This window comes from Kovacikia sp. CALU 1929, from assembly GCF_056784235.1.
In genome coordinates this window covers 62,832-84,818 of the sequence record NZ_JBXBCF010000123.1, presented here as the reverse complement: position 1 = coordinate 84,818, position 21,987 = coordinate 62,832, and the positions used below count along the sequence as shown (strand labels likewise).

Sequence of the window (21,987 nt, the reverse complement as noted above, 5' to 3'; positions counted from 1 at the left end):
CTTATTTCAGTGCCATTGGACTATTACAGACTATCAAAAACTTTCTGGATTGAATTCTGGGCTTTGGCAGTTAGGGACTCGCAAATTAATAAAGTCCCAACGTCATTCCCGCGCAGGCGGGAATCCATCGTGGAGCACATTGTCTAGCGGGTACTTATTTTGGGGCACATCCCTTAGGGCTTGCTGGATAGATTTTTAGCCGGGTATTCGCAGTTAGGAGAAGCCGTAGGTGGTTGAAGTTTCCCATTCTGAAGTGGGCACTGGTTTTGGGTTACCAGCCAACTTTTGGATCGTTATTGCAGAATTGCTGTTGGCAGTGGTGGTGGGTTTGGGGCTAACAGTCGCAGGGCTGGGAGGTGCCGCCTGGATATTGGGAGGAATTGCCGCGGGTGCATTGGTGTTTTACCTGTGCCATTCGGTTGACCACACCCCAATGCAGCCGAATCGGAGGGCAAGAAAAATCGGGCAAACCATCATTGGTTTAACGATTGGGCTGGCGCTTCAGCAGGGCAACCTGGATATTTTATCTTCTACCTGGATATTTTTTTTAGGGTTGCCACTGTTCTTGTTGGTCTGTGGTGGTTTGATTGGGTTTATCTATGCCCGACTTGAGCAAACTGACCTGCTGACAGCGATGCTGGCAACCACTCCCGGCAATATTGGTGTGATGGCGAGTATGGCGGCAGACTATAGCAAGAATGCGCCGCTGGTGTCTCTGATTCAACTCATGCGGTTTACGTCTGTGATTCTAGCTGTGCCAATGATTGCAAACGTCGCGATCGCCCCTCCTGCCCATACCTCGGTATCAGCCATTGCCAGCCATTTATTAACCATTCAGGTAGAGCGGTTGCCCCTCTCCATCCTGGTGCTGGCAACCGCATTTGTTGCGGTCTATGGGGGCAGCAAACTGAAAATTCCAGTGGCAGGGTTTTTCTGTGCGATCGCCACGGGGCTGGCATTCGGCGCGATCCCTTCCCTGCTACCCTCCCTGGCTGCATTCGACTTTCGCCTGCCACCCCTGGTTAATGGGGTTGGTCAAATTTTACTGGGGGTCACCATTGGCGAATACTGGGGCATCAACCCCCCGCTGAAGTGGTCTACCGTGGGGCGTGCCCTGGTTCCCGTTGGGTTAATGTTTGGAGCCGGATTTATCGCCGCCGCTGCCGCCCGATTACTGACCACCTGGGACTGGCTCACCTGTTTGCTAGTCACGGCACCGGGCGGTTCCCCAGAAATGATCTGGATCGCCCTCAGCTTGCATCACAACATAGAAATCGTCACCGCGGGTCATGTGATCCGACTTTTGATTATCAACCTCTCCTTGCCCTTACTCATTTCGCTGGCGTGTTACCTTGACCAGCGTTTAGTGCGTCCTGCTATTGAGGTGACGATTGAAGCGGCTAGGGAGTAGGAATGTAGGAGCGTAAAAGAATCTAACCCGCGATCGCGAAACTGGCTGGGACAGCTTTTATACAGCAGGCTCAATGGGAACTTTTAAGGTATGTTAGGACTGATCCGGCGGCAGAATTCAGGAGATGCCTCAGCTCTGGTAAAGTCTCCTTTCAGGGAACGCGGAGTAATATGCCCGGTATCCCTAACTTTCCCAGCCTGGTTCACTTTGCCCTAAAGCCCAACTTTGTTTATGGTTCGTGAGCAGCAAACCACTCAGTCCAAATCAAAGCCGACAGAAGATTTCATCTATGCCGAGCTTTACAATGCCATTTTGGAACGTCGCCTGCCACCAGAAACCAAACTCGGTGAAAACTTGCTGGCTGAGCATTACGGCATCAGCCGTACCATCATTCGGCAGGTGTTGCAACGGCTTGCCCACGATCGCCTGGTTAAGCTAGAGCCAAATCGGGGAGCGTTTGTTGCCAGTTTGTCTTTGGAGGAAGCAAAACAAATTTATCAGGCGTGGCGCTTGGTCGAAGTTGCGATCGTGCGGGACGTGACCCAATCCATTACCCCAAAACAGGTAAAGGGACTCCGGGCACTTGTTTTAGAGGAGCGCAAAGCCTGTGATGCGCAAGATATTCCCCGGTTGACCCGCCTATCTGCTGAGTTTCACATGCAGCTTGCCGATCTGTGCCACAACAAGTTTCTCAGCAGGTTCCTCAAAGAACTCGTGCCGCAAACGTCACTGGCGTTCTTCTATGAAATTCGGAATATGCCGGTTTGCACCAAAGATGAACACAGCGAAATTCTGGACTCTATTGCCGCGGGTGATGTGGATGCCGCTGTTGCCGCCGTAATGCGTCATCTGGATGGGATTGAAGCTGGACTGAATGCACGGGCATCACTAAACCATACTGCCAGCCTGGTTGATATCCTCAAATCTAAAATTTCATTTTAGAGGTCGTTTGCAATGTCGCTTTTGTCACTTATTGAAGAACAGCAGAGGAACCCTATGATCAGCCTAAACTAAGGTCAGGGTTAGCATCGCCAACATCGGGTCATGGAATTATCTTAATTGAGTCACCATAATGCTGACTGGATCTCTTGAAGTTTTCGGATCCCCCAAAACGACTTCGTTTGAAGCAGCCGATGCGATCGCCACTCGCCTTACCAAGCGTAAGGATGCCTGGGTACAGGTCAGTATGGCTGAACGAATTCGCTACCTGGAACAGTGCATCGAATCTGTGATGGCAGTGGCAGAAAAGTGGGTAGAGGCAGCCTGTCGGGCAAAAGGGATCGATCCCCAATCAACCCTGGCAGGAGAAGAATGGTACGTTGGTCCGGCGGTCGTAGTGTTTAACCTGCGATTGCTAGTGAACACCCTCCAGGCAAACGGAAAGCCCCGTCCCGCAAAGCTGAGGACTCGTAATGGGCAAACCGTAGCTCAGGTGTTTCCTGCTGATTTCAGGGATCGGTTACTGCTCCTGGGTTTTACGGGCGAAGTCTGGATGGAGCCAGGAAAGCCCGCAACTCAGGGTATGGTTTATCGGGAAAAATCGGCAACGGGCAAGGTGGCACTGGTTCTGGGGGCGGGCAATCTGGGAGCGATCGCCCCTATGGATGCTCTGTACAAGCTATTTGCCGAAGATGCCGTCGTGCTGCTGAAAATGAACCCGGTGAATGAGTACATGGGTCCGATTCTGGCAGCCGCCTTTGAACCTTTGCAGCGGGATGGGTTCTTTGAAATTGTTTATGGTGGGGCAGATCTGGGCAGTTATCTCTGTCACCATCCCCAGATAGACACCCTGCACATTACGGGTTCCCACCAGACCTACGACGCGATCGTTTGGGGCACAACTGGCACAGAACAGGCAGAGCGCAAAGCAACCAAGCAACCTCTCAATGCGAAACCTATTACCTCTGAGCTAGGCTGTGTAACGCCAGTCATTGTAGTGCCCGGTCGTTGGTCCCCGGCAGATCTTGCCTTCCAAGCCCGCCATGTGGCTGAAATGGTAGTTCACAATGCCAGCTTTAACTGCTGCTCTGCCCAACTGCTGGTAACCGCCAAAGATTGGGCACAGCGGCAGGAGTTTCTAGCTCTGTTAAAGCGAGAGTTCAGTGAAATTCCTCCCCGCGAGGCATACTACCCAGGGGCAAAACAGCGTTACCTGAAGTTTCTGGAATGCTATCCCCAGGCGCAACCCGTCAACTCGGGTAGTGACACGATCGTTCCCTGGACATTAATCCCCGATGTGCCTGCGGCGGAAGGGGAACACGCCCTAACCCAGGAGGCTTTTTGTGGAGTGCTGGCAGAGGTGAGCCTGGAAGCCTTTACCACTGATGAGTTCCTGGCAAAAGCTGTGGAGTTTGTGAACCAGAAAGTCTGGGGAAATCTTTCTTGCATGATCCTGGTTGACCCAGGGACGCAACGCCAATGGGCAACCGAATTGGAAGCCGCGATCGCCAACCTACACTATGGGGCGATCGGTCTCAATGTCTGGTCTTCCGTCCTGTTTGCCATGCCGATGTTTCCCTGGGGCGCATTCCCCGGTAATTCCTTAGAGGATATTCGCTCTGGACAGGGGATGGTTCACAATACCTACCTGTTTGAACATCCACAAAAATCTGTTCTGCGGGCACCTTTCCGTATCTTTCCAACACCCATCTGGTTTTCTCGTCACCGTAACCTGCGACAACTGACGCAGCGCTTTGCTCAGTTTGAGGCGAATCCAACGGGGGGAAATTTTTTGAAGGTTGTGATTGAAGCTCTTAAAGGGTGAAGGGGTGGAGGGGTGGAGAAGGTTATTAGCGAGATGAGGGGTCAGAAACTATTACAATTCAAACCTCAAAACTCTTACCTCATAGTTCTCAAGAAAAAGGCGATCGCTGCAAAGAAATTGCGCTAGAGTTAAAAACATGGATGTGATTGAACTCCAAATGCTGTACGCAGCAGGAGAGCGAGATTTTCGTAATATTGACCTTGGCTCTGCAAGCTTGAGCTATATCAACTTGAGCAAAGCTATATTAACGAGAGCCAATTTTCGTCATGCAAATTTACGCTGGGCAAACTTGCGGGAAGCGGATATGAGTTGGGCAGATTTAAGAGGGGCGGATCTGAGTTGGGCGGATTTGAACAATGCAGACCTGACTCATGCCAACTTGAAGGGGGCAAAAATGCCCGATGGAACGATTCATGATTAGTGCTAAGGGATGTGCCCCCAAATAAAGTACCCACTGGACAATCCGCTCCACTATGGATTCCCGCCTGCGCGGGAATGACGTTGGGACTTTATTAATTTGCGAGTCCCTAACTGGACAAGGGTGGTACCGCAGGTGCTGGGGTCACTTTAGCGATAACCGTTTAAATCGGTATAACATTTTCTGCTGTAACCGTCATCAGTTAGCTTGAGGCACTGGAATAGTAGGCGTTTCGTCAGTTAAGCAGGTTTCAGATATCAGAGGTTGGTTAATTACTCGCGATCGACGTAGACAGTGGAATAGGGATCATTAGCGTCTGAAGGCGGCTCAGTTTTTGGCGGATTTGGCATGTTGGCAGAGGGAAGGTTGGTTGCATTGGGATCAGACGTACTGGAAACATAATCTTCTGCACTGCTGGAGGCGGTTCCCCCAGATGCATTGGGACTTTCCCCCGCATTTGCATTTCTAGCTTCTTCTAGGGATATTTCAGGGTTAGCATTTATTGCCGCTGTTCGTGCTCCAGAGTTTTCAGCAACATTCTCTAACTCTTTCTTCGTGTTATGGTTTGTGTCGTTTGCCATTGTCTTGAGTCCTAGAGTAGTAGTGAAGTTTTATATTTTTTATATTTGTTTTAGTGCTTTTTGTATATTTGCGTTTGAAAATGGGGCTAAAACTGAAGTTTAGGATTGGAGTTAGAGGTTTTTCCTGTTTTCCCCGGTATTGCTAATCCAATTGGCAACTTGATAGCCAAGATCCTCAGTGTCTTAAATTGATCAGCCTGTAAATAGCTGAAATAACCTTCTCAAACACTGAGGATCTGGACATTGTTGCATAGCCGATTAGCATCCTAAAACGAGAAAGGAGAAATCAAGTTTTAATACCGGGTGCCTGTGCGGGTAGTAGTCACATTGGGATCCTGATAGGTGGTTGTGCGCTCTTCCGGTTTACGCAACAGTCCGGCTAAGCCAATTAAGCCCAACAAGCCGAGCCAACCCCAGTCAAAACCCTCGTCCCCTCTGGTATCAGTTGTCTGCAAATCAGTCGTGTTGTTTCCAGGCGCAATCGTTGTTCCTGCGGGCGCACCGGGATCTGCTGTCGTACCATCGGGTGCAGTCGTGCCACCGGGCACTGTCGTGGTGCCTTCAGGTGCAGTCGTTGTCCCACCAGGTGCAGCGGTATCACCAGGAAATGTAGTCGTGCCGCCAGGTGCAGCGGTATCACCAGGAAACGTAGTCGTGCCACCAGGTGCATTAGTATCACCAGGAAACGTAGTCGTGCCGCCAGGTGCATTAGTCGTGCCGCCAGGTGCAGGAACCGTTTCGACTGCTCCCTCCGGCGTAGTGGTAGTACCACTAGGAGCAGCGTCTTGAGCGTTCACTGACGATGCCAGAGGCACAGACGCTAGACTTAACGCAAAAAGACTTGCATAAACGGTTTTGGATAGGCTGAATTGTTTCATAAAGTCCCTTTAAATTTTTGGTAATTGACTTTGTAAGTCTTTTCTGTGTTTGATGCCAACTTTTTTGATTTCAGTTTCAGGCAGAGAAGTCGATTAAGCTAGTGGTTTGTTATGAGTCATTAGTCTTTTGTGGGCAACCAATGACTAATGTCTAATGACCAGTAACGCACCTGACAAAGCTGAATTGCTACAAACAAACGCATTTCAGCTCAACCAGCTATCACACAGTAACAGTTTTGCTTCTCTTCTCTCTTCCCCCTCAGGCTGAAGTTCTCAATTAAGCCGTTGTGTAATTCTAGATACAGAAGCTTCCCGTTAAAGTTTCCCGCTCCTAAGCCGCCTCACCTGGTTTGAGGACAATCTTGATGCAGTTGTCTTTATTTCCATCGTGGGAACGTACCCGTCATAGAGATGTAAATCAGAACCACAGATTGCCGTAGTTGTGATTTTCAGATTGCCGTAGTTGTGATTTTCACAATCGCATCCCGTGAATTAATGATTTTGGGATCGGGAACAGTTTCAACTTGAATGTTATTGGCACCTGCCAGCAGACTGCTTTCATGGGGTTTCCTTAGTTAGTTTCCTTGATTGATTCAGGGGAAGCAGCGTGAACTTTCATGGTTTGCCAAGGGGCACATTTTTTTATAGGCAGAACTTTAAAAGCATTTTCTAAAGCCTTCCTCTATGGTCAAGGCATCAATCAAGGGCTACATCACTCCTTAGAACCAGCTTGAAACTGTATTTATCCATACATAGAAACGTTACATTGATTGAGTGAATCTGAGCAGAGGTTGAAACTGTATTTATCCATACATAGAAACGTTACATTTATTGGGTGAATCTGAGCAGAGGCAAGAATTCATTCAATCCAGCCATCAGGTATCGACTCACTCAGCAGCGAATAGTTGTAAGAAAAAGCTGAATAATAGACAGGCAAGAATTTTGAACTTCTTTGGGAGCCTAGAGGAAACAGGATTAACTTCCGTAGTTTTAGCCAAAAAAATGTATTTTTAGTGACAATCTACCCCAGTATACCTGCGTAGCTTCATGACAAATTAATACGGAATTTTTAATCTTTACAAAATCAATACGGAAGATTTCAGGTAAACCAATTAGCTTTTTCTTATAACTCAACAAACGCTTAGTGGTGGGTTTGCAGTCAGTTGGTAAGCCCGTTTAATTTGAAGTTTTTAATTCACTCACTTACGAGGCAGGGTGCTGTGTTTGTCATTGGCTAATGTTGATTAGCCAATTGACTGTTTGTGTTCCTGTTCTACCGAACTTTATTTCTATGCAAGACTCTCCAGTATCGTCACCTGTCTATAAAGCGCCTTCGCGATCGCTTTTGTCCAATTTGTTGATTGCTTCCCTCAGTGCCGGTTTAATTGTCTGGTCTTTTCGTCTAGTTCAGGAAAAGTTTTTCTCAATTACCAGTGTTGATGCCGTCATTAATGGAGTGGTTACGGATATCAGAGCACCCCAGGCGGGTGTTGTTTCAACGCTGACAGGCAGTACGGGTAAGCCATTAGATCAGGGTAAGCCCTTGTTGAAAATTGAGAATGCCCGTATTAGTCAGCTTCAGATTGAGTCTCTCAAAGGTAAGCTCAACCAGCAACAGGCAGAGTTAGACCGCGCCGAAGCAAAGCTAAACCAGCAGCTTACGCTATTGCAAACGGTCACGGTTGATCAGAGGCACCAACAGCATTTAGAAACGGTCGCTGCTCAGCACTCAGTTGAAAAAGTTGCCTCTGATTTGAAGGGTGCGCAGGCTCGTCATCAACTGGCAAAGGTGAATTACAATCGCACAAAATACTTAACTTCCCAGGGCGCACTCTCCCAATCGCTCCTGGATTCAGCCGCCGCCGAAGTTGAGGAGCGGAGCGCAGAAGTTATGGGACTGGAGAGACAGATCAAGGCTTTGGAGGCAAGTGAACAAGCAGCCCAACTCAACCTTTCCCTGGTAAAAACAAGTAGCAATTCCGATCCGAGGATTCGCCTGGAAGAATTGCAGATGCAAATTGCGGATCAACGCCAGGTGATCCAAACCTTAAGGAAAGGCATTCAGGCAACGGAAGCCGAACTGAGTCAGGCAAACACCGATGTCGAAAGACAACAGGCTGTGGTTGTGAATGCTCCTGCTACCGGGATTCTGTGGCGGTTAGCAGTGCAACCCGGTAAGTTTGTCCAGCAGGGCGAATCGCTGGGGCAAATGCTGGACTGTAGTGGACGCTGGGTGGATGCGTTTGTCGATGAACAGGCGGCGCGATCGCTACAACCGGGAACTCCAGCCACCGTCAAATTGTACGGAGCAGACTCCCAGGTATTGCAAGGTCAAGTTAGTAGTATCCGTCCTGGTTCAGGCAGGCTATCCGCTGGGGAAGACATTGCAGTGCCAACGACTCCAAACGCACCGCGCAAAGCCCAAGTCCGTGTAGATTTGGATCCAGGGACTGAGCAGGGTGGCTCCGGGCAGTTTTGCTATGTCGGATATACCGCTCAAGTAGCATTCAAAATTCGTTGAAGGCGGGTTAACCAGCCATGCTTCCCGTAAGGTAACCCAACATCTACGGAAGCGTTGCGTCACTCTGTTGGAGGATGCACAGAAGGGTTATTGATACTGCATTAGGAAACGATAAACCGTCTATGGCAACCAGGGGAGCTTTAGTCGCTTGTCCTAACAAACATGGTTACAGCTAAAGCTTCAACCTCATCTTTTCAGGTGATTTAACCCGCCAAAACAGTTAAACGCTTAGTTTGAAGACAATTTAAGTAGGAACTCAACATCCATTGCATCTCTATCGAAACATGTCCGCTCTGGTTTCCATTCCTACTTAAGCGCTGAATTGATTAACCTTATACGCGCTCATTAAAACAATGCGTTTGCCCAAATCACAACCGTCTAGGAAGACATTTCTCCAATCCCTCAGATCGCCTTCCTTCCCAAGCTTAAACCCCTCCAAAAATTCCGCCACCCCATCGGGGATCTCTCCCTGGGTCTGGAATATTTTTATCGTCAGTGCCCTGCTGTGGTTAGGTGCTGTGTTCTTCACGCTGGGAAGACCAATCCTCTTCCCCTTAGAGGAGGCAAATCCAACGGTTCTACGCAGTTTGCCTGACTTTTTGACCCTGCCTCAGGATGCCGAAAGTATCTGGTTACCACTCCTGGGTATTCTGGCATTTTCCATCTGCTTACGTTGGATTCCACCAACGAATGGTTCCCGCCTCATCGTTCGTAGTGTGATGGCAGTTCTCGCCATTCGTTACCTGATCTGGCGTTCCGTTGCCACGCTCAACTTTGCTCACTGGGCAAGCATTGCCCTCAGTCTGGCATTTTTCTTAAATGAACTGGTTTGGATTGGGTCTTACCTGTTATATCTGGCTCAAACCGCCTGGACAACCGAGAAGAACCGTAGTGCCGCCGCTAATCGATATGCCCAGGATGTGCTGGCACAACGGTATGTTCCATCTGTCGATGTCTTTGTTCCTACCTACAAGGAACCGGAATATATTGTGCGTCGGACGGTGATTGGCTGTCAGGCGATGGAGTACCCCAACAAAACGATTTACATTTTGGATGACACTCGTCGCCCCCACATCAAGGCATTAGCCGAGGAGTTGGGATGTGAGTATATCACCCGTGCAGACAACAACCACGCTAAAGCGGGAAACCTGAACAATGCTCTGAAGCAGACTTCCGGTGAGTTGATTACGATCATGGATGCCGACTTTGTCCCCTTCAAAAACTTTTTGACACGCACAGTCGGCTTTTTCCAAAACCCAAAGGTTGATCTCGTCCAAACTCCCCAGCATTTCTATAATCCCGATTACCACTCGCGCAATCTGGGGTTAGAACAGGTTCAACCTAATGATATGGAGCACTTTTTTGGGCATGTGCAGCCCGGTCGAGATAGCACCAACAGTGTCATTTGTTGTGGCACGTCTTATGTGGTGCGTCGAAGTAGTTTAGAAGCAGTAGGTGGCTACTACACCCGTTGTTGCGTGGAAGACTACCAAACTTCGATTCGGATGCTAACCCAGGGTGCTCAAATCATTTACTTGAACGAAGTTTTGAGTATGGGTGAATCAACCCGTACCTTTGCTGACTTTATTGATCAACGGTTGCGTTGGCTGCAAGGAAACTTGCAAGTTTACTTTTGTGGTAATGAGTTACCGATCTGGTCTAAGCTGAACTGGTTTCAGAAGAGCCATCACATTACACTGATTCTGTTTTCGTTTAATCCAGTCATTCGTCTAATCTCCCTTTTGGTGCCTCTGTTGAGTCTTTATTTAGGTTCTTCTCCATTAGTAGCATCAGTTTCAGAGTATATTTTTTACGCCATTCCGTTTACGTTGATGTACTTTGTTAGCTTTACCTGGGGCAATGATTACCGTCTGTCTGCCTTTTGGAATGAAGTGTATGATACAGCCTTCTGTTTTCCTGCTTTGGGACGAATTGCGCTGGTTTTGCGAAATCCGTTTGCAAAAGCCAGCACAGCTACCCGTAAGGGTGTGAAAGCTGAACGCAAAAACTACAATTTGCACCTGACGTTTCCCCTGCTCGTGCTGTTGGGGTTGACCACTTTTGGATTATTCCTGCATTACGGCGGCTATGGTTTGGGGTTATGGATTCCATTGCAGTACGAGTATGAAGGGAAGGAAGTGCTGTTGTTCTGGGTTGTTTATAACGCGGCGATGATGACGGTTGCGATCCTATCGGGGATTGATCAGCCTGTTAGGCGCGTGGTCGATCGCTTTCCCCTGTTTACTGCCTGCAAGTTAACCGTAGGGAATCATACCTACTGGGGCTGCACCAATGATCTCTCGGAAACCGGGGCAAACCTGACCGTAACCAGCGATCGCTTTGCCTTTGTCACAGGCGACCACACCGTTACCCTGGATTTCCTGGAGCATCACTTTTCGGTGGAAGCGAAGGTTCTGCGCTCCAGTGTGAAAGATAATCGCAGCCAGGTATCAATAACTTTTCCAGAGCTAACCGTGGAGCAAAACCGGAAGTTGGTGACACTGCTTTATAGTGATATGGACTGGTGGAAACAGCGGAAGAAACATGGGATTCTGGATGGCTTTTTGATGATGGTGTTCTCTGTCTTACGGCTTAAACCTGTTTTCAAAAGTTACAGTTCTTAGTAAGCTTTCGGTATGAGATTGTTAAGAGCTAAAACACAAGCTATTAACCGGATGTGCAACAATTTGCCCACCCTACGGGAAGCAAGCTACATCCCCACCCTTCTCCCCCAGGAGAAGCGCTTTCAGACATTTCCTGTCCCCTCTCCCATCGGACTACCGTGTATACACAAATCATGAAAGTTGAATCGGCAGGCGATCGCAGCATTGACGGTGGGTTAGCAGAATCCTGCTTGGGGGGCTGCCCCCCACCCCACCGTGGCAGAGGATTTTACGGGTGAGACTGACAAAGCTTGCCTCGTGTTCTCATCAGTAAAACAGGTTGCGTCCCCCGCACCCCCTCCAAAACGATGCGATCTCGTCGTCAATGGCAACATTCATCCGATTGGATCTTCAAGCAAGGGCAAAAGGGTGGCAAGGGGAGCGGTTGGTTTTGAAGCTGAGGCAATTTTTGACCGATTCTCGTCGCGCTAGACTTGAAGACCCAGCGCTAGACCCTTTCGGGGGGTTTGGGGGAGTTAGGACCCCAAGAGGCGGGGGTTTGGGGGGAAGTCCCCCAGAGCCAGTTTCTAACGAAGCCGAGATCTGTATACACCGCAGCCCTCTCCCGATGGGCTACGGTGTAACTTGCTTCCCGATGGGTGGGCAGTTCTTGCCAGCATTTCAGCCAAGTCGCACAGTGCATTATTAACCCAGCAACAAAAGAATTAGCATTTGGGAATGGGTTTTGGCTGCGCTTAACCCCCAATTACCGAGTGCTGAGCGCAGTTGAAGCACAATCACCCAATTTGTATAAGCAATGATCACCAGGTTAATCAATCAGCTAAATCGTGGTGGCAGGCGCAAATATAGTCGCCTGAAGCAAGGGCTGGTGCTGGGGATGGTGGCGATCGCCACTTGGTTCATCCACTGGCTTTATAACGGTGGAGTACAAACAGTGGCAGCCAGCATCAGCGCTGACAGCTTAGAAGCTAACATTCGCCGTCTGCGTACTGGCGAGTTGGTGATTCGGGTAGTTAACGCTCAACAACAGCCTGTTGTGGGTGCAACGGTTACTGTAGAGCAAACCGCCCACCACTTTGACTTTGGTACGGCACTCAGTTCTAAGATGTTTCACCCGGATGTGAATCCTGATGAGCAAACTCAGTATCTTCAGCTAGCAAAACAATGGTTTAACGCGAGTGTGCATGAGGATGCTCTGAAGTGGTACTCAACCGAGCCAGAGCAGGGACAGGTGAACTATGCAGATGCCGATCGCATCCTCGCCTGGAGTGAGGCAAACGGACTCAAAATGCGGGGACACACGCTATTTTGGGCAGTGGAGAAATGGAACCAGCCCTGGGTGCAAGCACTCAACCCACAAGAATTACGGTTGGCAGTGGAGCGGCGAACCACCGAAGTATGCAGCCGTTATCGAGGTAGCATTTCTGAATACGATGTGCTAAATGAGATGTTGCATGGAAACTTCTATCAACAGCGATTGGGCGAAGGCATTGTCGATCAAATCTTTCAATGGTGTCGGAATGCCGATCCAACTGCCCGCTTATATGTCAATGATTATGATATTCTCAACGGCAAATTGCTTGATGCTTACGTGAGTCAAATCCGTTCGCTGTTAGACAGAGGCGTACCCGTGGGTGGAATTGGCGTGCAGGCACACATTCGTGAACCCATGACAGCAGAACAGATCCAGCATTGTTTGGACACACTGGCACAGTTTCAGTTGCCGATTAAAATTACCGAACTGGGGGTGGTCGCAGCTACGGAAGCGGAGCAAGCCCGGATTCTAAAGGACCTGTACACGATCGCCTTTGCCCATCCAGCGGTAAATGGCATTCTGATGTGGGGATTTTGGGAAGGTGCAAATTGGGAGCCAGCGGCGGCAGTGGTCAAGCGTAACTTTGAACCAACCCTTGCTGCCCAAACCTATCAAGATCTGGTATTTAACCAGTGGTGGACCAGAGCCAGTGGACAAACTAATAGCAGCGGAGTTGTTGCAACTCAGGCATTTTTTGGCCGCTATCAGATGACAGTTAGAACAGGTAGTCAAACCTCTAAACACACCGTTTTCTTTTCCCCCCAAACCACCATGCCCCAGATACTTACGATCGCCTCATAATCCTAAAATAGTAATTTTTCTTTACACTGCCAACAACCAAGACTTTAGTGCCAAAGGTGCTTCTTATGCAAGGGAAAGCGGCTGCAAAGCACTGAATCTCTGGTTGCTTTAACTAAAGATTTAAGAAAGTTTTCCAAATTAACGGCAAATTCGCAAGTCAGTAACGCTGCGATATTGCGGTATACCTTGCGGAAAACAAGCTAAAGAATGATATGCCTGGGATGTCCCCTTTCCTATGCTCTGAATTGGTCTATGACTGAGCAGTACTGCATGTCAGAAAACGATTACAAGTAACCATAAAGTTTTGTTTTATCTTCCTAAACTTAGGTTGTTTATTTAAGCGCAAACCTGGACTATGGGAAATTACGTATGAGTATAGGAAAGCGCTGTAGGGATATGAAGCCACATATCAGGCTGAAATTTAAACAGGATGCTTGGTCTGGGAGCGTGCCCTATTGGCAAACGTTTATTGGCGATAGGACTCAAGCTGTCACCCACATTCGCCCTGACATTGATGCCCTCTTAACCCGATATGGGTTGCCGGTATGGGTGACAAGGGAATATCAGCCTGCGGGAAAGGATTGGGATGATGCAGAACGGGCAAGCGGTTTGAATCGCGTTTATCGAATTATTGTGCAACAAGACACAACGGTTCCGCTGGAACTGATTCAGGAAATAGCCCGCCTGCCTGGGGTTGAGGAGGTGCAAATTGGCAGGGTGGCTGAGGTTGGTTTGCCTTCAATGCACTCATCCCAAATGAGTGTCACCACAGACTTGCGATCCCGAAAAGCCATCTATCTCCCAGAGGCGCATCAATATACAGAAGGTGATCCAGAAATTACGATCGCGGTTCTGGATACAGGCGTGGCGCTCAACCATCCCGAATTTGCCCAAGCTTTGTTGCCAGGATATGACTTTGTTCACATCATTGACGGGGCTGGGAAATTCCTGGGAGATTTTCTGGAGGCAGATGAGCTACCAGACGATGAGGTTGGGCATGGCACCCACGTCGCTGGCATCATTGCCGCCCAGGGCGAAGGGATGCCCAGGGGGGTTGTTCCCAATTGCAAAGTTTTGCCGGTGCGAGTTTTGGGGGCAATGGCACGGGGCAGTAAGCGGGTTGGGGCTGGCTTGGTAGACAACATTAATGACGGGATCAAGTGGGCAATTGATCACGGTGCCGATGTCATCAACATGAGTTTGGGGATTCAGCATACGGGGGGTGGGTTGCCCCACCAGGAAGTGGTGGACTATGCCAAACGGAAAGGGGTCACGATTGTGGCAGCATCCGGTAATGACGGCACCGAACAACTCTACTATCCCAGTGCTCTGCCCTATGTTATGGCGGTTGGAGCCGTAGATGAGGAAGGAAAGATCGCCCCTTTTTCCACATTTGGCAAAGTAGATTTCCTGGCACCCGGTACCAATATCTATAGCACCTATCTAAACAATGACTATGCCTTCTCTACCGGCACGTCCCATGCCTCCCCCTTTGTGGCAGGGGCGGTTGCCCTGCTCAAGTCCTACGCCCTCAAAAAACGAGGGGTGCGCCTGCGAGACAACCAGGTAAAACACATTTTCCAACATACGGCAGACAAAATTGATACCCGATTTAAGCATCACAAGGCAGGGTTTGGACATCTGAACTTGATTGATGCATTGCGGCTCCTTGATTACAAGCTCAGTTCTTAGAGGTCGATCATGGCATCACTTGATGTAGGTTCTACAAGTCCATTAGTAAAGGTTTTACAGAGCTATTTGAAGGTTCTGGATCATTACCAGGGAGATATCACCGGCACATTTGACGACAATCAGACAAAAGATGCGGTGGAGGCATTCAAAGAAAAAGCCGGAATCACTGATGAACCGGGGGTGGGCGATCGCACCTGGGCAGCATTGATTCAACGGTTTGAACCAATTCTGTCTCAAACTAATTTTGAATTGGAAGATCTGCTTGGACGAGTTGACCTAACTAAACAGCAAATGGTTGATGCGGTCAAGCAGGCAGTGACCGATGCGACCAAAGAAGATGGACCGATTCAAAAAACGGCTCTCAGTGCAGTCGCTCAAGCAGTGACCGATGCGACCAAAGAGGATGGACCGATTCAAAAAACGGCTCTTAGCGCCATCAAGCAGGCAGTGACCGATGCGACCAAAGAGGATGGACCGATTCAAACGGCTGTTAAAACTGCAACGGATGCCGCTGATAAAGCACAAAGGGAAGCGACAAAAGCTTCGGCTTCGGCTTCGGCGGTTAGAGCCAGGGAATCGGCAAGACGAGCAGCTTTAGCGTTGGCTGACGCGATCGCGGTCCACCAAAAAATTAAGGACGGGGCGATCGCCATTACCGATTTATCAGATGCGGCACAAAAAACCACTGCGATCATCGAACGGGCTAAACCTGGATCAGATGCAGCAAAAAATTCTGACAAAGCGGCTAAAGCAGCGAAGTCCAATGCAGAACAAGCACCAATTCACCTGAACAATGCAAAAACTTTTCTATCTCAGGTGGAGCAACAGGTAGTCGCCGCTCATAGGGCAACAGAGGAAGCGGAAAAGCAAGAGAAAGTGGCTAAAGATGCCACCCTAACGACGGCTGTGAAAGCTGCCGCCGCAGAGGCAGAAAAGCAGGCACAGGCGGCTAAAACGGCTGAGACTTCTGCCCAAAATGCGCTGAAATCGCTGACTGAGATTGTTACAGATCTCGCCGCCTTAAAGGAGGATACCGAGCGTCAGGCGAAAGCGGCTGCCGAGGGCTTACCCCCTCCCCAACAAGATCCCCAACTCCAAGATCGGTCTAACTTTTCAGCTATCTGGGATTTATTTAATGGACGGAAAGATGAAGATGTCGATGGATCGAAAGAGGTGGAAGAAGCCACCAACTGGACTGTGTTTAAGGAATTGTTTGAAATCAAGAAATCAGCCCCAGTCAATTCCCACAGCAGCAGTGAAGAGACTCGCCCAACAAACGCTGCCATAGAGTTGGAAAAAGCCAATGCAGCGGCAGTGAGTGCAGGAGACAGCCGCGCTCAAAGCGGTAGCGACGATCGCTGAAATGGCAGTCAATGTAGCTTTCACAACCATCACAGGGGCTGAAACTGCGATCGCCACCATAAAAACAGATGTCGAGAAACTAAAAACGGAGGCTGAAAAACTAGCCATCGAAACTCCATTATTGAGTTCCATCTAGACAGAACTGCACCAGCCACGGAAAAACTTACACTATTGGGTCAGGGATTAAGACAATGTCAACAACAACAGAATCGACCACATTAACAACCTTCAACGGATCGCAGGGTTGGGCAGTGGACAAGTCACTGTACATCCGGCGGCAAACCAACCTGGATGCCTATGCTGACAAGGCATTTAAAGACACTGAAAAATGGATACGCACCGACCGCTGGCCCGAGTACAAAAAAGTGATTCAGGCGAAGTCCGCGGCTGGTGGTGCCACACCCATCAGTGCCCTGGGTGAAACGGCAAAAGATTGGTTGCCCCAGAAACTATCGGTCGAGAAGGTTGATCAAGTCACTAAGAAACTGGACAATACTGGGCTGGAAGACATTTCCCGACTGTTGCTATCCAGTACAGAAATCTATGCCTACCTCCTGCTGCAAGCGGCTGAGACCGTCCAAGCAGATGACATTGCTGGATTATCCAATGCGGTTCTACTGCGTGTAGTCGGTGAGCCGAAACGATACTTTCTGGCAAGGGTGCTGGCAGACGTAACCCATGACCTGAAAGTTCAGATCACGCTGGCAGAGGATGATCCCAATAAGAACTGGCCCCGCTTAGTGGATCTGACATTGGAACGGGGGATTGATATCCGAGCAGGACAGGTCCGCCCTGCGGTAATGGGGCTTCTGACGATTCTGTATCGCGAGGGCAATATTCCCTACTATTTGCGGCGGTATATCAGGGAACGCAGCGCTATCCCAGACAGCTCGTTTACATCGACCATCAAGCAGGCGATGATTAACCACCTGCTCAAACTGGGGGTGCAGTTTAACCGGGTAGACACCGATAGAAAGTTCGATGCTGGTGTTTATGACAAGTACTTTATCATTGCCTACAACGAGGCACTGAGGATGAGTGTCGTCGCCGACGATCCGATCGACACGGCGCGGATCAAGGGCGGCGAAGTCACCTGGAATTTTGCCGTAGATACCTTTGAGGCGGTTGACCACCAGGGCGTGATCCCAGCCAATATCAGAGCGGCGGGGGCACTGGACTACCTCTTTAACATTGGTGAAGGGATGCGGGTGTTTGATGTGACAAATGCCCTGATATTGCGCTGGGCAAGTGGGATGCTGGATATCCCAGAAGGGAAAACCGCCGGTATGCTCCACCGTTTCCATAAACTGCGGAATGAGCGTAACACGGCGGCGGAACGAGCAATGCTTTACAAGCGCGTGCTGAATAAGGGCGGTGGGAAATTGCTTTCCAATATGGTGGCAAATCAGGCATTTCCCATGCTGTGGCACCAGTTGATGGCAGAGGTTGCAGAATACATCCGCAAGTCTGAAGGGAGCAGAGACAGTTGGGTGTCGCGATCGCCCCTCTACCAGGCAACCAAGAATTTGCAATACAACCTGACCGAACACATGACCGGCATGTCCCATATCCAGGTGACAGAAGACTACGCCCATCTCCAGGAAGCAATGGAGATCCTGCGGGCAGAAGAAATCATCAATAACTTTGGCGGACGGCGTAAGAGCCTCTGGAGTGTGATTGAGCGGGTTGCTAAGGAAGACCTGGGCAGCATGGTACCCACCGCCACCCTCCGGACGATCGCCGTTGAAGGCAACAAAATCTTCCAATGGATCGCCAACTTTGAAACCGAAGGTTCCGTCCGCGAAACCGACTTCACAAGTCTCCTGAGTGCCGCCGAATCCTGGATTATTGCCCAGGCATCAATGGAAACCGGCAGCAACGGCAAGTTCCTGCCCGACAAGGAAAGTAATAGAGGAAGAAATAAACCCTCTCAACGCATGAATCAACGCCGTAGAGAACCGATGCGATCGAAGAAAAAGGCAGGAGGAGATGATTTTGATGATTGGGATGTTTAGTTGCAAGTTGCAAGTTTTGAGTTTTACTGCCCAATGCCCACTGACTACTGACTACTGACTACAGGACTACTCCCATGCCCGAATACCAAGAAATTAAAGACCAGGCGCGTGCTAAGGCGCGATCGCTGCTTGCCCACTCCCAATCCTTCCGCAATATGGAGCGGGAGGAGCAAATGTCGCTGTACAAAGATCTGGTCGATGCTCAGTACAACGATCTTGCCGAGGCGCAAGGGCTATCCACGGCAATGGCAACCGCAGGCGATCTAATCGACGAGGGTCGCCACCAAAATCAACGGATTGGTAGAGCGGGTCAAACCACCGCCGATATTCTGAGCGATACCGTTAAAAAGGTGGATTTTCCTGGATTTGTCAAAGATCTTCTGAACGGCGTGTTTGATGCCAACTTAAACGCCAACATTAAACAAATGGAAGCGTTTCAGAACCTGCTCAAAAGCGCTACCCAGTCCCTTTCCCAGTTTGTCAATGCGATTGATGACAATGAGGCAATGATGCGTCTGGTCGAGGGCAACAATCAATACAAGCTGAAGATGACAAAAGCCCAAGCTCGTGGGGGCGGGCGGGGTGGTCGGCGTAATTCTAAGGGAGGGTCGGACAAGGGTGGAGAGCAGAAAGCAGTGCTTCTGGATCAGAGTGGCAAGGAAGTCAATATGAATGACAGCGCCATCCAGGCAAAAATCCTGGATGCCAAGCTGGCAATGGCAAAGGAACGCCGAACCATGCTGCGGGAAACCATCCTGATGGGCGTATCTCGTCTGGTGGTCGAAAAGGGGATCATCCGAGCCAGCGTCAAATTCAAAATTGATGCCTACGAAGACACTGTTAACTATGACGAGGCTGAGGTTGTTCGATCCAAAGCATCTCGTGCCGGTGGGAGTTTTTTTGGGTTATTTGGGGGGGGCATCAGCCATTCGGAGACTCGCATCAGCGTTGCCGATTCCAGCACCGAAATGGGTTCAGAATCCTCGACTGAGATGGAAGGATTTGTCGAGATTCAATTCAAATCCGACTACTTCAAACTGGACAACTTTAAGGAATCCTTTGATTTGGGTGCTGGTCAACTTCCCCAAGCACAAGTTCCCCCAGGAACAGCCCCTGCCCAGCAACTCCCTGCCGCTCCCGTTGCTCAATGATTGATGCCTCGTAGGTTGGGTTGAGCTTACGAAACCCAACAAAATCCTCTCCAGGTTTATCAATCAACCGCCTATGAACCCCCACTGACCCCACGCATTGAGCTATGGCACTGGCAATTCTACGGTTTCAAGAAACAGACGGAAAAAAGAGCCGATTCCAGGTTGAACTGGGGACAAATCGGTTTTACATCTACCAGATTGGTGGCGAAGAAATGCGGCAGAACGGCTTACCACTGCTGCAAGATCCGATTTACACCTCTCCCATAATCGGTCCCCTACCAGAAGCCAGCCTGGGACGCACCATTCTGGAAGTACCCAACGACAAATTCGATCGCCAGCATCGTGCCATCCAAATCACCAGCTTTCGGAACCCTCAAAAGGTTGGACCTGCCTCCTCTGAGATTGTGCGGGTGATGAGTGTGGGCACAGCATCCGATCCTTCGTTCAACTTACAAATGGCTTTGGAAACCGCTATGGCTAAATCCCCTGTAGAAACCGTTCCCTTTCAATATCGGGAAGTTCCCCCTGTTAGTGAAGCCATGTTTCTGGGGGGGATCATCAATGCGGTGAAGAGTGTTGCCGCTCCCCTGATCAAAGCGGCTGCCCCTGTATTGGGTGCAGTCACAAATGCCGTTGGTGGGGCGGGTGGCGTTGCAAATTTGGTGGGTGCAGTCACGGGAGCCGCTGGTGGGGCTGGTGGTAGTGGCATTTCGGGGCTGCTTGGCTCCTTACTGCCCCAACTGGCAGGCATCATTGGGGGAATGACGGGCGGAGCCGAAGGGGGGCAGCCTCCAGATCCCGGTCAGATCGAGGCGCTCCTGGCAACCCTCCAGCAAGCAGCGGGTGCTGTGAGCGCAACACCAGAACAAGCCGCAAATCCAATCACTCTCCAGCCTGCCCCTGCCGCGATCGCAACAGCACCAACCGCAGCGAGAGCAGGACAAGCCACGGGAGCGCGTCCACTCATGCGGAGTGCCCCAGCACCCCGGAGGGCAACCGTAAGGGCACAGTCCCTGGCACTCTCCGCTCAAGATTACTACGCCACCCGATCGGATTACCTGGCTCAAGCCTATGATGCCGATGGGTTCTATGCCCCGGAGGAGGAGTATCCAGAGTCCTTGGGTTTATCCCTGTCATCCGAGTACGCCGATGCCCTGTCCATAGAGTATGCCGATGCCCTATCTGATGAGTACGCGGAATCCATGTTTCTGCCTGCGATCGGTGGTATTCTGGCATCCCTTGCCCCCAAGCTCATCCCCCTGGCATCCAGTCTATTCTCAAAATTTGGACCCCAATTAGCGAACTTATTTGGCTCGTTATTTGGAGGGCAGCAGACGGCTGGGCAAATGAGTATGATGCTGGGTGTGGAAGGAGAGGATGAGGAAGATGAGGCAGATAACGCGGTTCTGATTGCCTTGAGTTTAGCCCTCGCCGCTGCTCCCACTCCAGATCTGGTTCATCAACGGGTGGAAGCCGTGACGCTGGCATTTACCGAGGTCAGCCCGGTGATGATGCATGGCAAGTCGCGCTTTCTTTACCGCCAGGATCAGGACATTTCCTTTCCCCTCAATCTGGAAACTCCCCAACCTGTCAGAAAGGCGCGGCTACAGTTGTTGGTCAAAAATTCCAAAACACTGAAGGTACTGCTGGAGCAAAACTATCGCATTGAAACTGCAAGCTCTGGACGGCTGAACGTTGTGCCTAAACTGAGCAAGGAGCAGCTTAAAAAACTGGCTCCCAATGAAGAGTATTTAATCTGTGCCACCCTGGTTTGGCAGGGGCGATCGCGAAAAACGGGACAGGTCAAACGGCTGGGAACCAGCACAATGCAACTGATCACACTGGTGGGCGAGTATGTCTTCGATCGCGTCGAAAGCAGTGGTCAAACCATACCCCTGAATGATGTCGATCGGTTTCGCCCCTATTGGCATAAGGTGTGGCAGGGCAGTTTCACTGATGATGTGCGGCGGATGAATTTTGATTGCAAATACTACTACACCCTGGAGCGCGATCGCACTGAAAATGCCCGCATGGAAACCATCACCCAGGTTCTAGAAAACGATATGGCAGGACGCAAGAGCCGCCTCAAATCCGGCTTAATTCTGGGTCCCTTTGGCTTAAACGAACTGCTGTCACAGATTTCTTCCCATCCCCGCCTTAACGAAGCGGAGCTATCTGCCCTGATGTCCTCCGAGTTCAAGGGACGCTTCAACCACGCCGCCCGCACCCAGGTCAACTTCAAAGGAAAACCCAGAGAAACCGTCGCCCTCTGGATCTACCCCGAATTCAAATTGCAACAGGTGATGTTGAAGCGAGTCGATCAGACTAATCCAAATGGCCATGTACTGGCACTGAAGGAACATCCTGTTTACTTCCCGATGCCTGCCGTAGCTCACTTCATTGGCGTGAGTACCTAGAAGCAAAAATAAGCCATATCGATGCAATGTATTTTGT

Annotated in this window: 16 protein-coding genes; 14 read left to right on the top strand and 2 right to left on the bottom strand. The window is 50.0% G+C overall.

The features are described from left to right. Window positions 1-229: 229 nt before the first annotated feature. The 4 genes from AC1S52_RS33720 (at window position 230) to AC1S52_RS33705 (ending at window position 4,596) form a co-directional block, all read left to right on the top strand. On the top strand, window positions 230-1,411 hold the full coding sequence (locus tag AC1S52_RS33720) for an AbrB family transcriptional regulator (RefSeq protein ID WP_482033435.1): 1,182 nt from the start codon (window positions 230-232) through the stop codon (window positions 1,409-1,411). A gap of 231 nt (window positions 1,412-1,642) precedes the next feature. Further along, window positions 1,643-2,353: a GntR family transcriptional regulator gene (locus tag AC1S52_RS33715; RefSeq protein WP_482033434.1), complete on the top strand. Its 711-nt coding sequence runs from the start codon at window positions 1,643-1,645 to the stop codon at window positions 2,351-2,353. Between the two features lie 130 nt (window positions 2,354-2,483). Further along, on the top strand, window positions 2,484-4,175 hold the full coding sequence (locus AC1S52_RS33710; protein WP_482033433.1) for an aldehyde dehydrogenase family protein: 1,692 nt from the start codon (window positions 2,484-2,486) through the stop codon (window positions 4,173-4,175). Window positions 4,176-4,311: 136 nt separating this feature from the next. Then, a complete protein-coding gene (locus AC1S52_RS33705) occupies window positions 4,312-4,596 on the top strand; it encodes a pentapeptide repeat-containing protein (RefSeq protein WP_482033432.1) in 285 nt (94 codons plus the stop codon). Window positions 4,597-4,865: 269 nt separating this feature from the next. On the opposite strand, the gene AC1S52_RS33700 is transcribed toward AC1S52_RS33705, so the two are convergent. Then, window positions 4,866-5,174 (bottom strand): hypothetical protein, encoded by a 309-nt coding sequence (locus AC1S52_RS33700; protein WP_482033431.1) that lies wholly within the window; start codon window positions 5,172-5,174, stop codon window positions 4,866-4,868. Window positions 5,175-5,467: 293 nt separating this feature from the next. After that, entirely contained in the window at window positions 5,468-6,052 is a 585-nt protein-coding gene (locus AC1S52_RS33695) for a WGxxGxxG family protein (protein WP_482033430.1), read from the bottom strand. A gap of 1,291 nt (window positions 6,053-7,343) precedes the next feature. On the opposite strand from AC1S52_RS33695, the gene AC1S52_RS33690 reads away from it, so the two are divergent. The 10 genes from AC1S52_RS33690 (at window position 7,344) to AC1S52_RS33645 (ending at window position 21,950) form a co-directional block, all read left to right on the top strand. Then, window positions 7,344-8,573, top strand: a complete 1,230-nt coding sequence (locus AC1S52_RS33690; RefSeq protein ID WP_482033429.1) for an HlyD family secretion protein — start codon at window positions 7,344-7,346, stop codon at window positions 8,571-8,573. 353 nt (window positions 8,574-8,926) lie between these two features. Next, window positions 8,927-11,197, top strand: coding sequence for a glycosyltransferase (locus tag AC1S52_RS33685; protein WP_482033428.1), 2,271 nt, complete (start codon window positions 8,927-8,929; stop codon window positions 11,195-11,197). 53 nt (window positions 11,198-11,250) lie between these two features. After that, on the top strand, window positions 11,251-11,475 hold the full coding sequence (locus tag AC1S52_RS33680) for a hypothetical protein (RefSeq protein WP_482033427.1): 225 nt from the start codon (window positions 11,251-11,253) through the stop codon (window positions 11,473-11,475). Window positions 11,476-11,993: 518 nt separating this feature from the next. Beyond that, on the top strand, window positions 11,994-13,313 hold the full coding sequence (locus tag AC1S52_RS33675; protein WP_482033426.1) for an endo-1,4-beta-xylanase: 1,320 nt from the start codon (window positions 11,994-11,996) through the stop codon (window positions 13,311-13,313). Window positions 13,314-13,760: 447 nt separating this feature from the next. Then, the gene (locus AC1S52_RS33670; protein ID WP_482033425.1) at window positions 13,761-15,005 is read left to right on the top strand and encodes a S8 family serine peptidase; all 1,245 of its coding nucleotides are present in this window, start codon (window positions 13,761-13,763) and stop codon (window positions 15,003-15,005) included. A 9-nt stretch (window positions 15,006-15,014) separates the two neighbouring features. Next, window positions 15,015-16,367 carry a peptidoglycan-binding domain-containing protein gene (locus AC1S52_RS33665; RefSeq protein WP_482033424.1) on the top strand — a complete coding sequence of 451 codons (1,353 nt, stop codon included), beginning with the start codon at window positions 15,015-15,017 and terminating at the stop codon, window positions 16,365-16,367. Beyond that, window positions 16,324-16,503 (top strand): hypothetical protein, encoded by a 180-nt coding sequence (locus AC1S52_RS33660; RefSeq protein ID WP_482033423.1) that lies wholly within the window; start codon window positions 16,324-16,326, stop codon window positions 16,501-16,503. The genes AC1S52_RS33665 and AC1S52_RS33660 overlap by 44 nt, the downstream gene beginning before the upstream one ends. 55 nt (window positions 16,504-16,558) lie before the next feature. Further along, window positions 16,559-18,382 (top strand): hypothetical protein, encoded by a 1,824-nt coding sequence (locus AC1S52_RS33655; protein WP_482033422.1) that lies wholly within the window; start codon window positions 16,559-16,561, stop codon window positions 18,380-18,382. A gap of 74 nt (window positions 18,383-18,456) precedes the next feature. Next, on the top strand, window positions 18,457-19,533 hold the full coding sequence (locus AC1S52_RS33650; RefSeq protein WP_482033421.1) for a hypothetical protein: 1,077 nt from the start codon (window positions 18,457-18,459) through the stop codon (window positions 19,531-19,533). A 104-nt stretch (window positions 19,534-19,637) separates the two neighbouring features. Further along, window positions 19,638-21,950, top strand: coding sequence for a hypothetical protein (locus tag AC1S52_RS33645; RefSeq protein WP_482033420.1), 2,313 nt, complete (start codon window positions 19,638-19,640; stop codon window positions 21,948-21,950). Window positions 21,951-21,987: the final 37 nt, after the last annotated feature.

Bases quoted from the DNA above. Each gene is read 5' to 3' on its own strand.
- AC1S52_RS33715 (WP_482033434.1), top strand. From the start codon at position 1,643: ATGGTTCGTGAGCAGCAAACCACTCAGTCCAAATCAAAGCCGACAGAA.
- AC1S52_RS33710 (WP_482033433.1), top strand. From the start codon at position 2,484: ATGCTGACTGGATCTCTTGAAGTTTTCGGATCCCCCAAAACGACTTCG.
- AC1S52_RS33705 (WP_482033432.1), top strand. From the start codon at position 4,312: ATGGATGTGATTGAACTCCAAATGCTGTACGCAGCAGGAGAGCGAGAT.
- AC1S52_RS33700 (WP_482033431.1), bottom strand. From the start codon at position 5,174: ATGGCAAACGACACAAACCATAACACGAAGAAAGAGTTAGAGAATGTT.
- AC1S52_RS33695 (WP_482033430.1), bottom strand. From the start codon at position 6,052: ATGAAACAATTCAGCCTATCCAAAACCGTTTATGCAAGTCTTTTTGCG.
- AC1S52_RS33690 (WP_482033429.1), top strand. From the start codon at position 7,344: ATGCAAGACTCTCCAGTATCGTCACCTGTCTATAAAGCGCCTTCGCGA.
- AC1S52_RS33685 (WP_482033428.1), top strand. From the start codon at position 8,927: ATGCGTTTGCCCAAATCACAACCGTCTAGGAAGACATTTCTCCAATCC.
- AC1S52_RS33675 (WP_482033426.1), top strand. From the start codon at position 11,994: ATGATCACCAGGTTAATCAATCAGCTAAATCGTGGTGGCAGGCGCAAA.
- AC1S52_RS33665 (WP_482033424.1), top strand. From the start codon at position 15,015: ATGGCATCACTTGATGTAGGTTCTACAAGTCCATTAGTAAAGGTTTTA.
- AC1S52_RS33655 (WP_482033422.1), top strand. From the start codon at position 16,559: ATGTCAACAACAACAGAATCGACCACATTAACAACCTTCAACGGATCG.
- AC1S52_RS33650 (WP_482033421.1), top strand. From the start codon at position 18,457: ATGCCCGAATACCAAGAAATTAAAGACCAGGCGCGTGCTAAGGCGCGA.
- AC1S52_RS33645 (WP_482033420.1), top strand. From the start codon at position 19,638: ATGGCACTGGCAATTCTACGGTTTCAAGAAACAGACGGAAAAAAGAGC.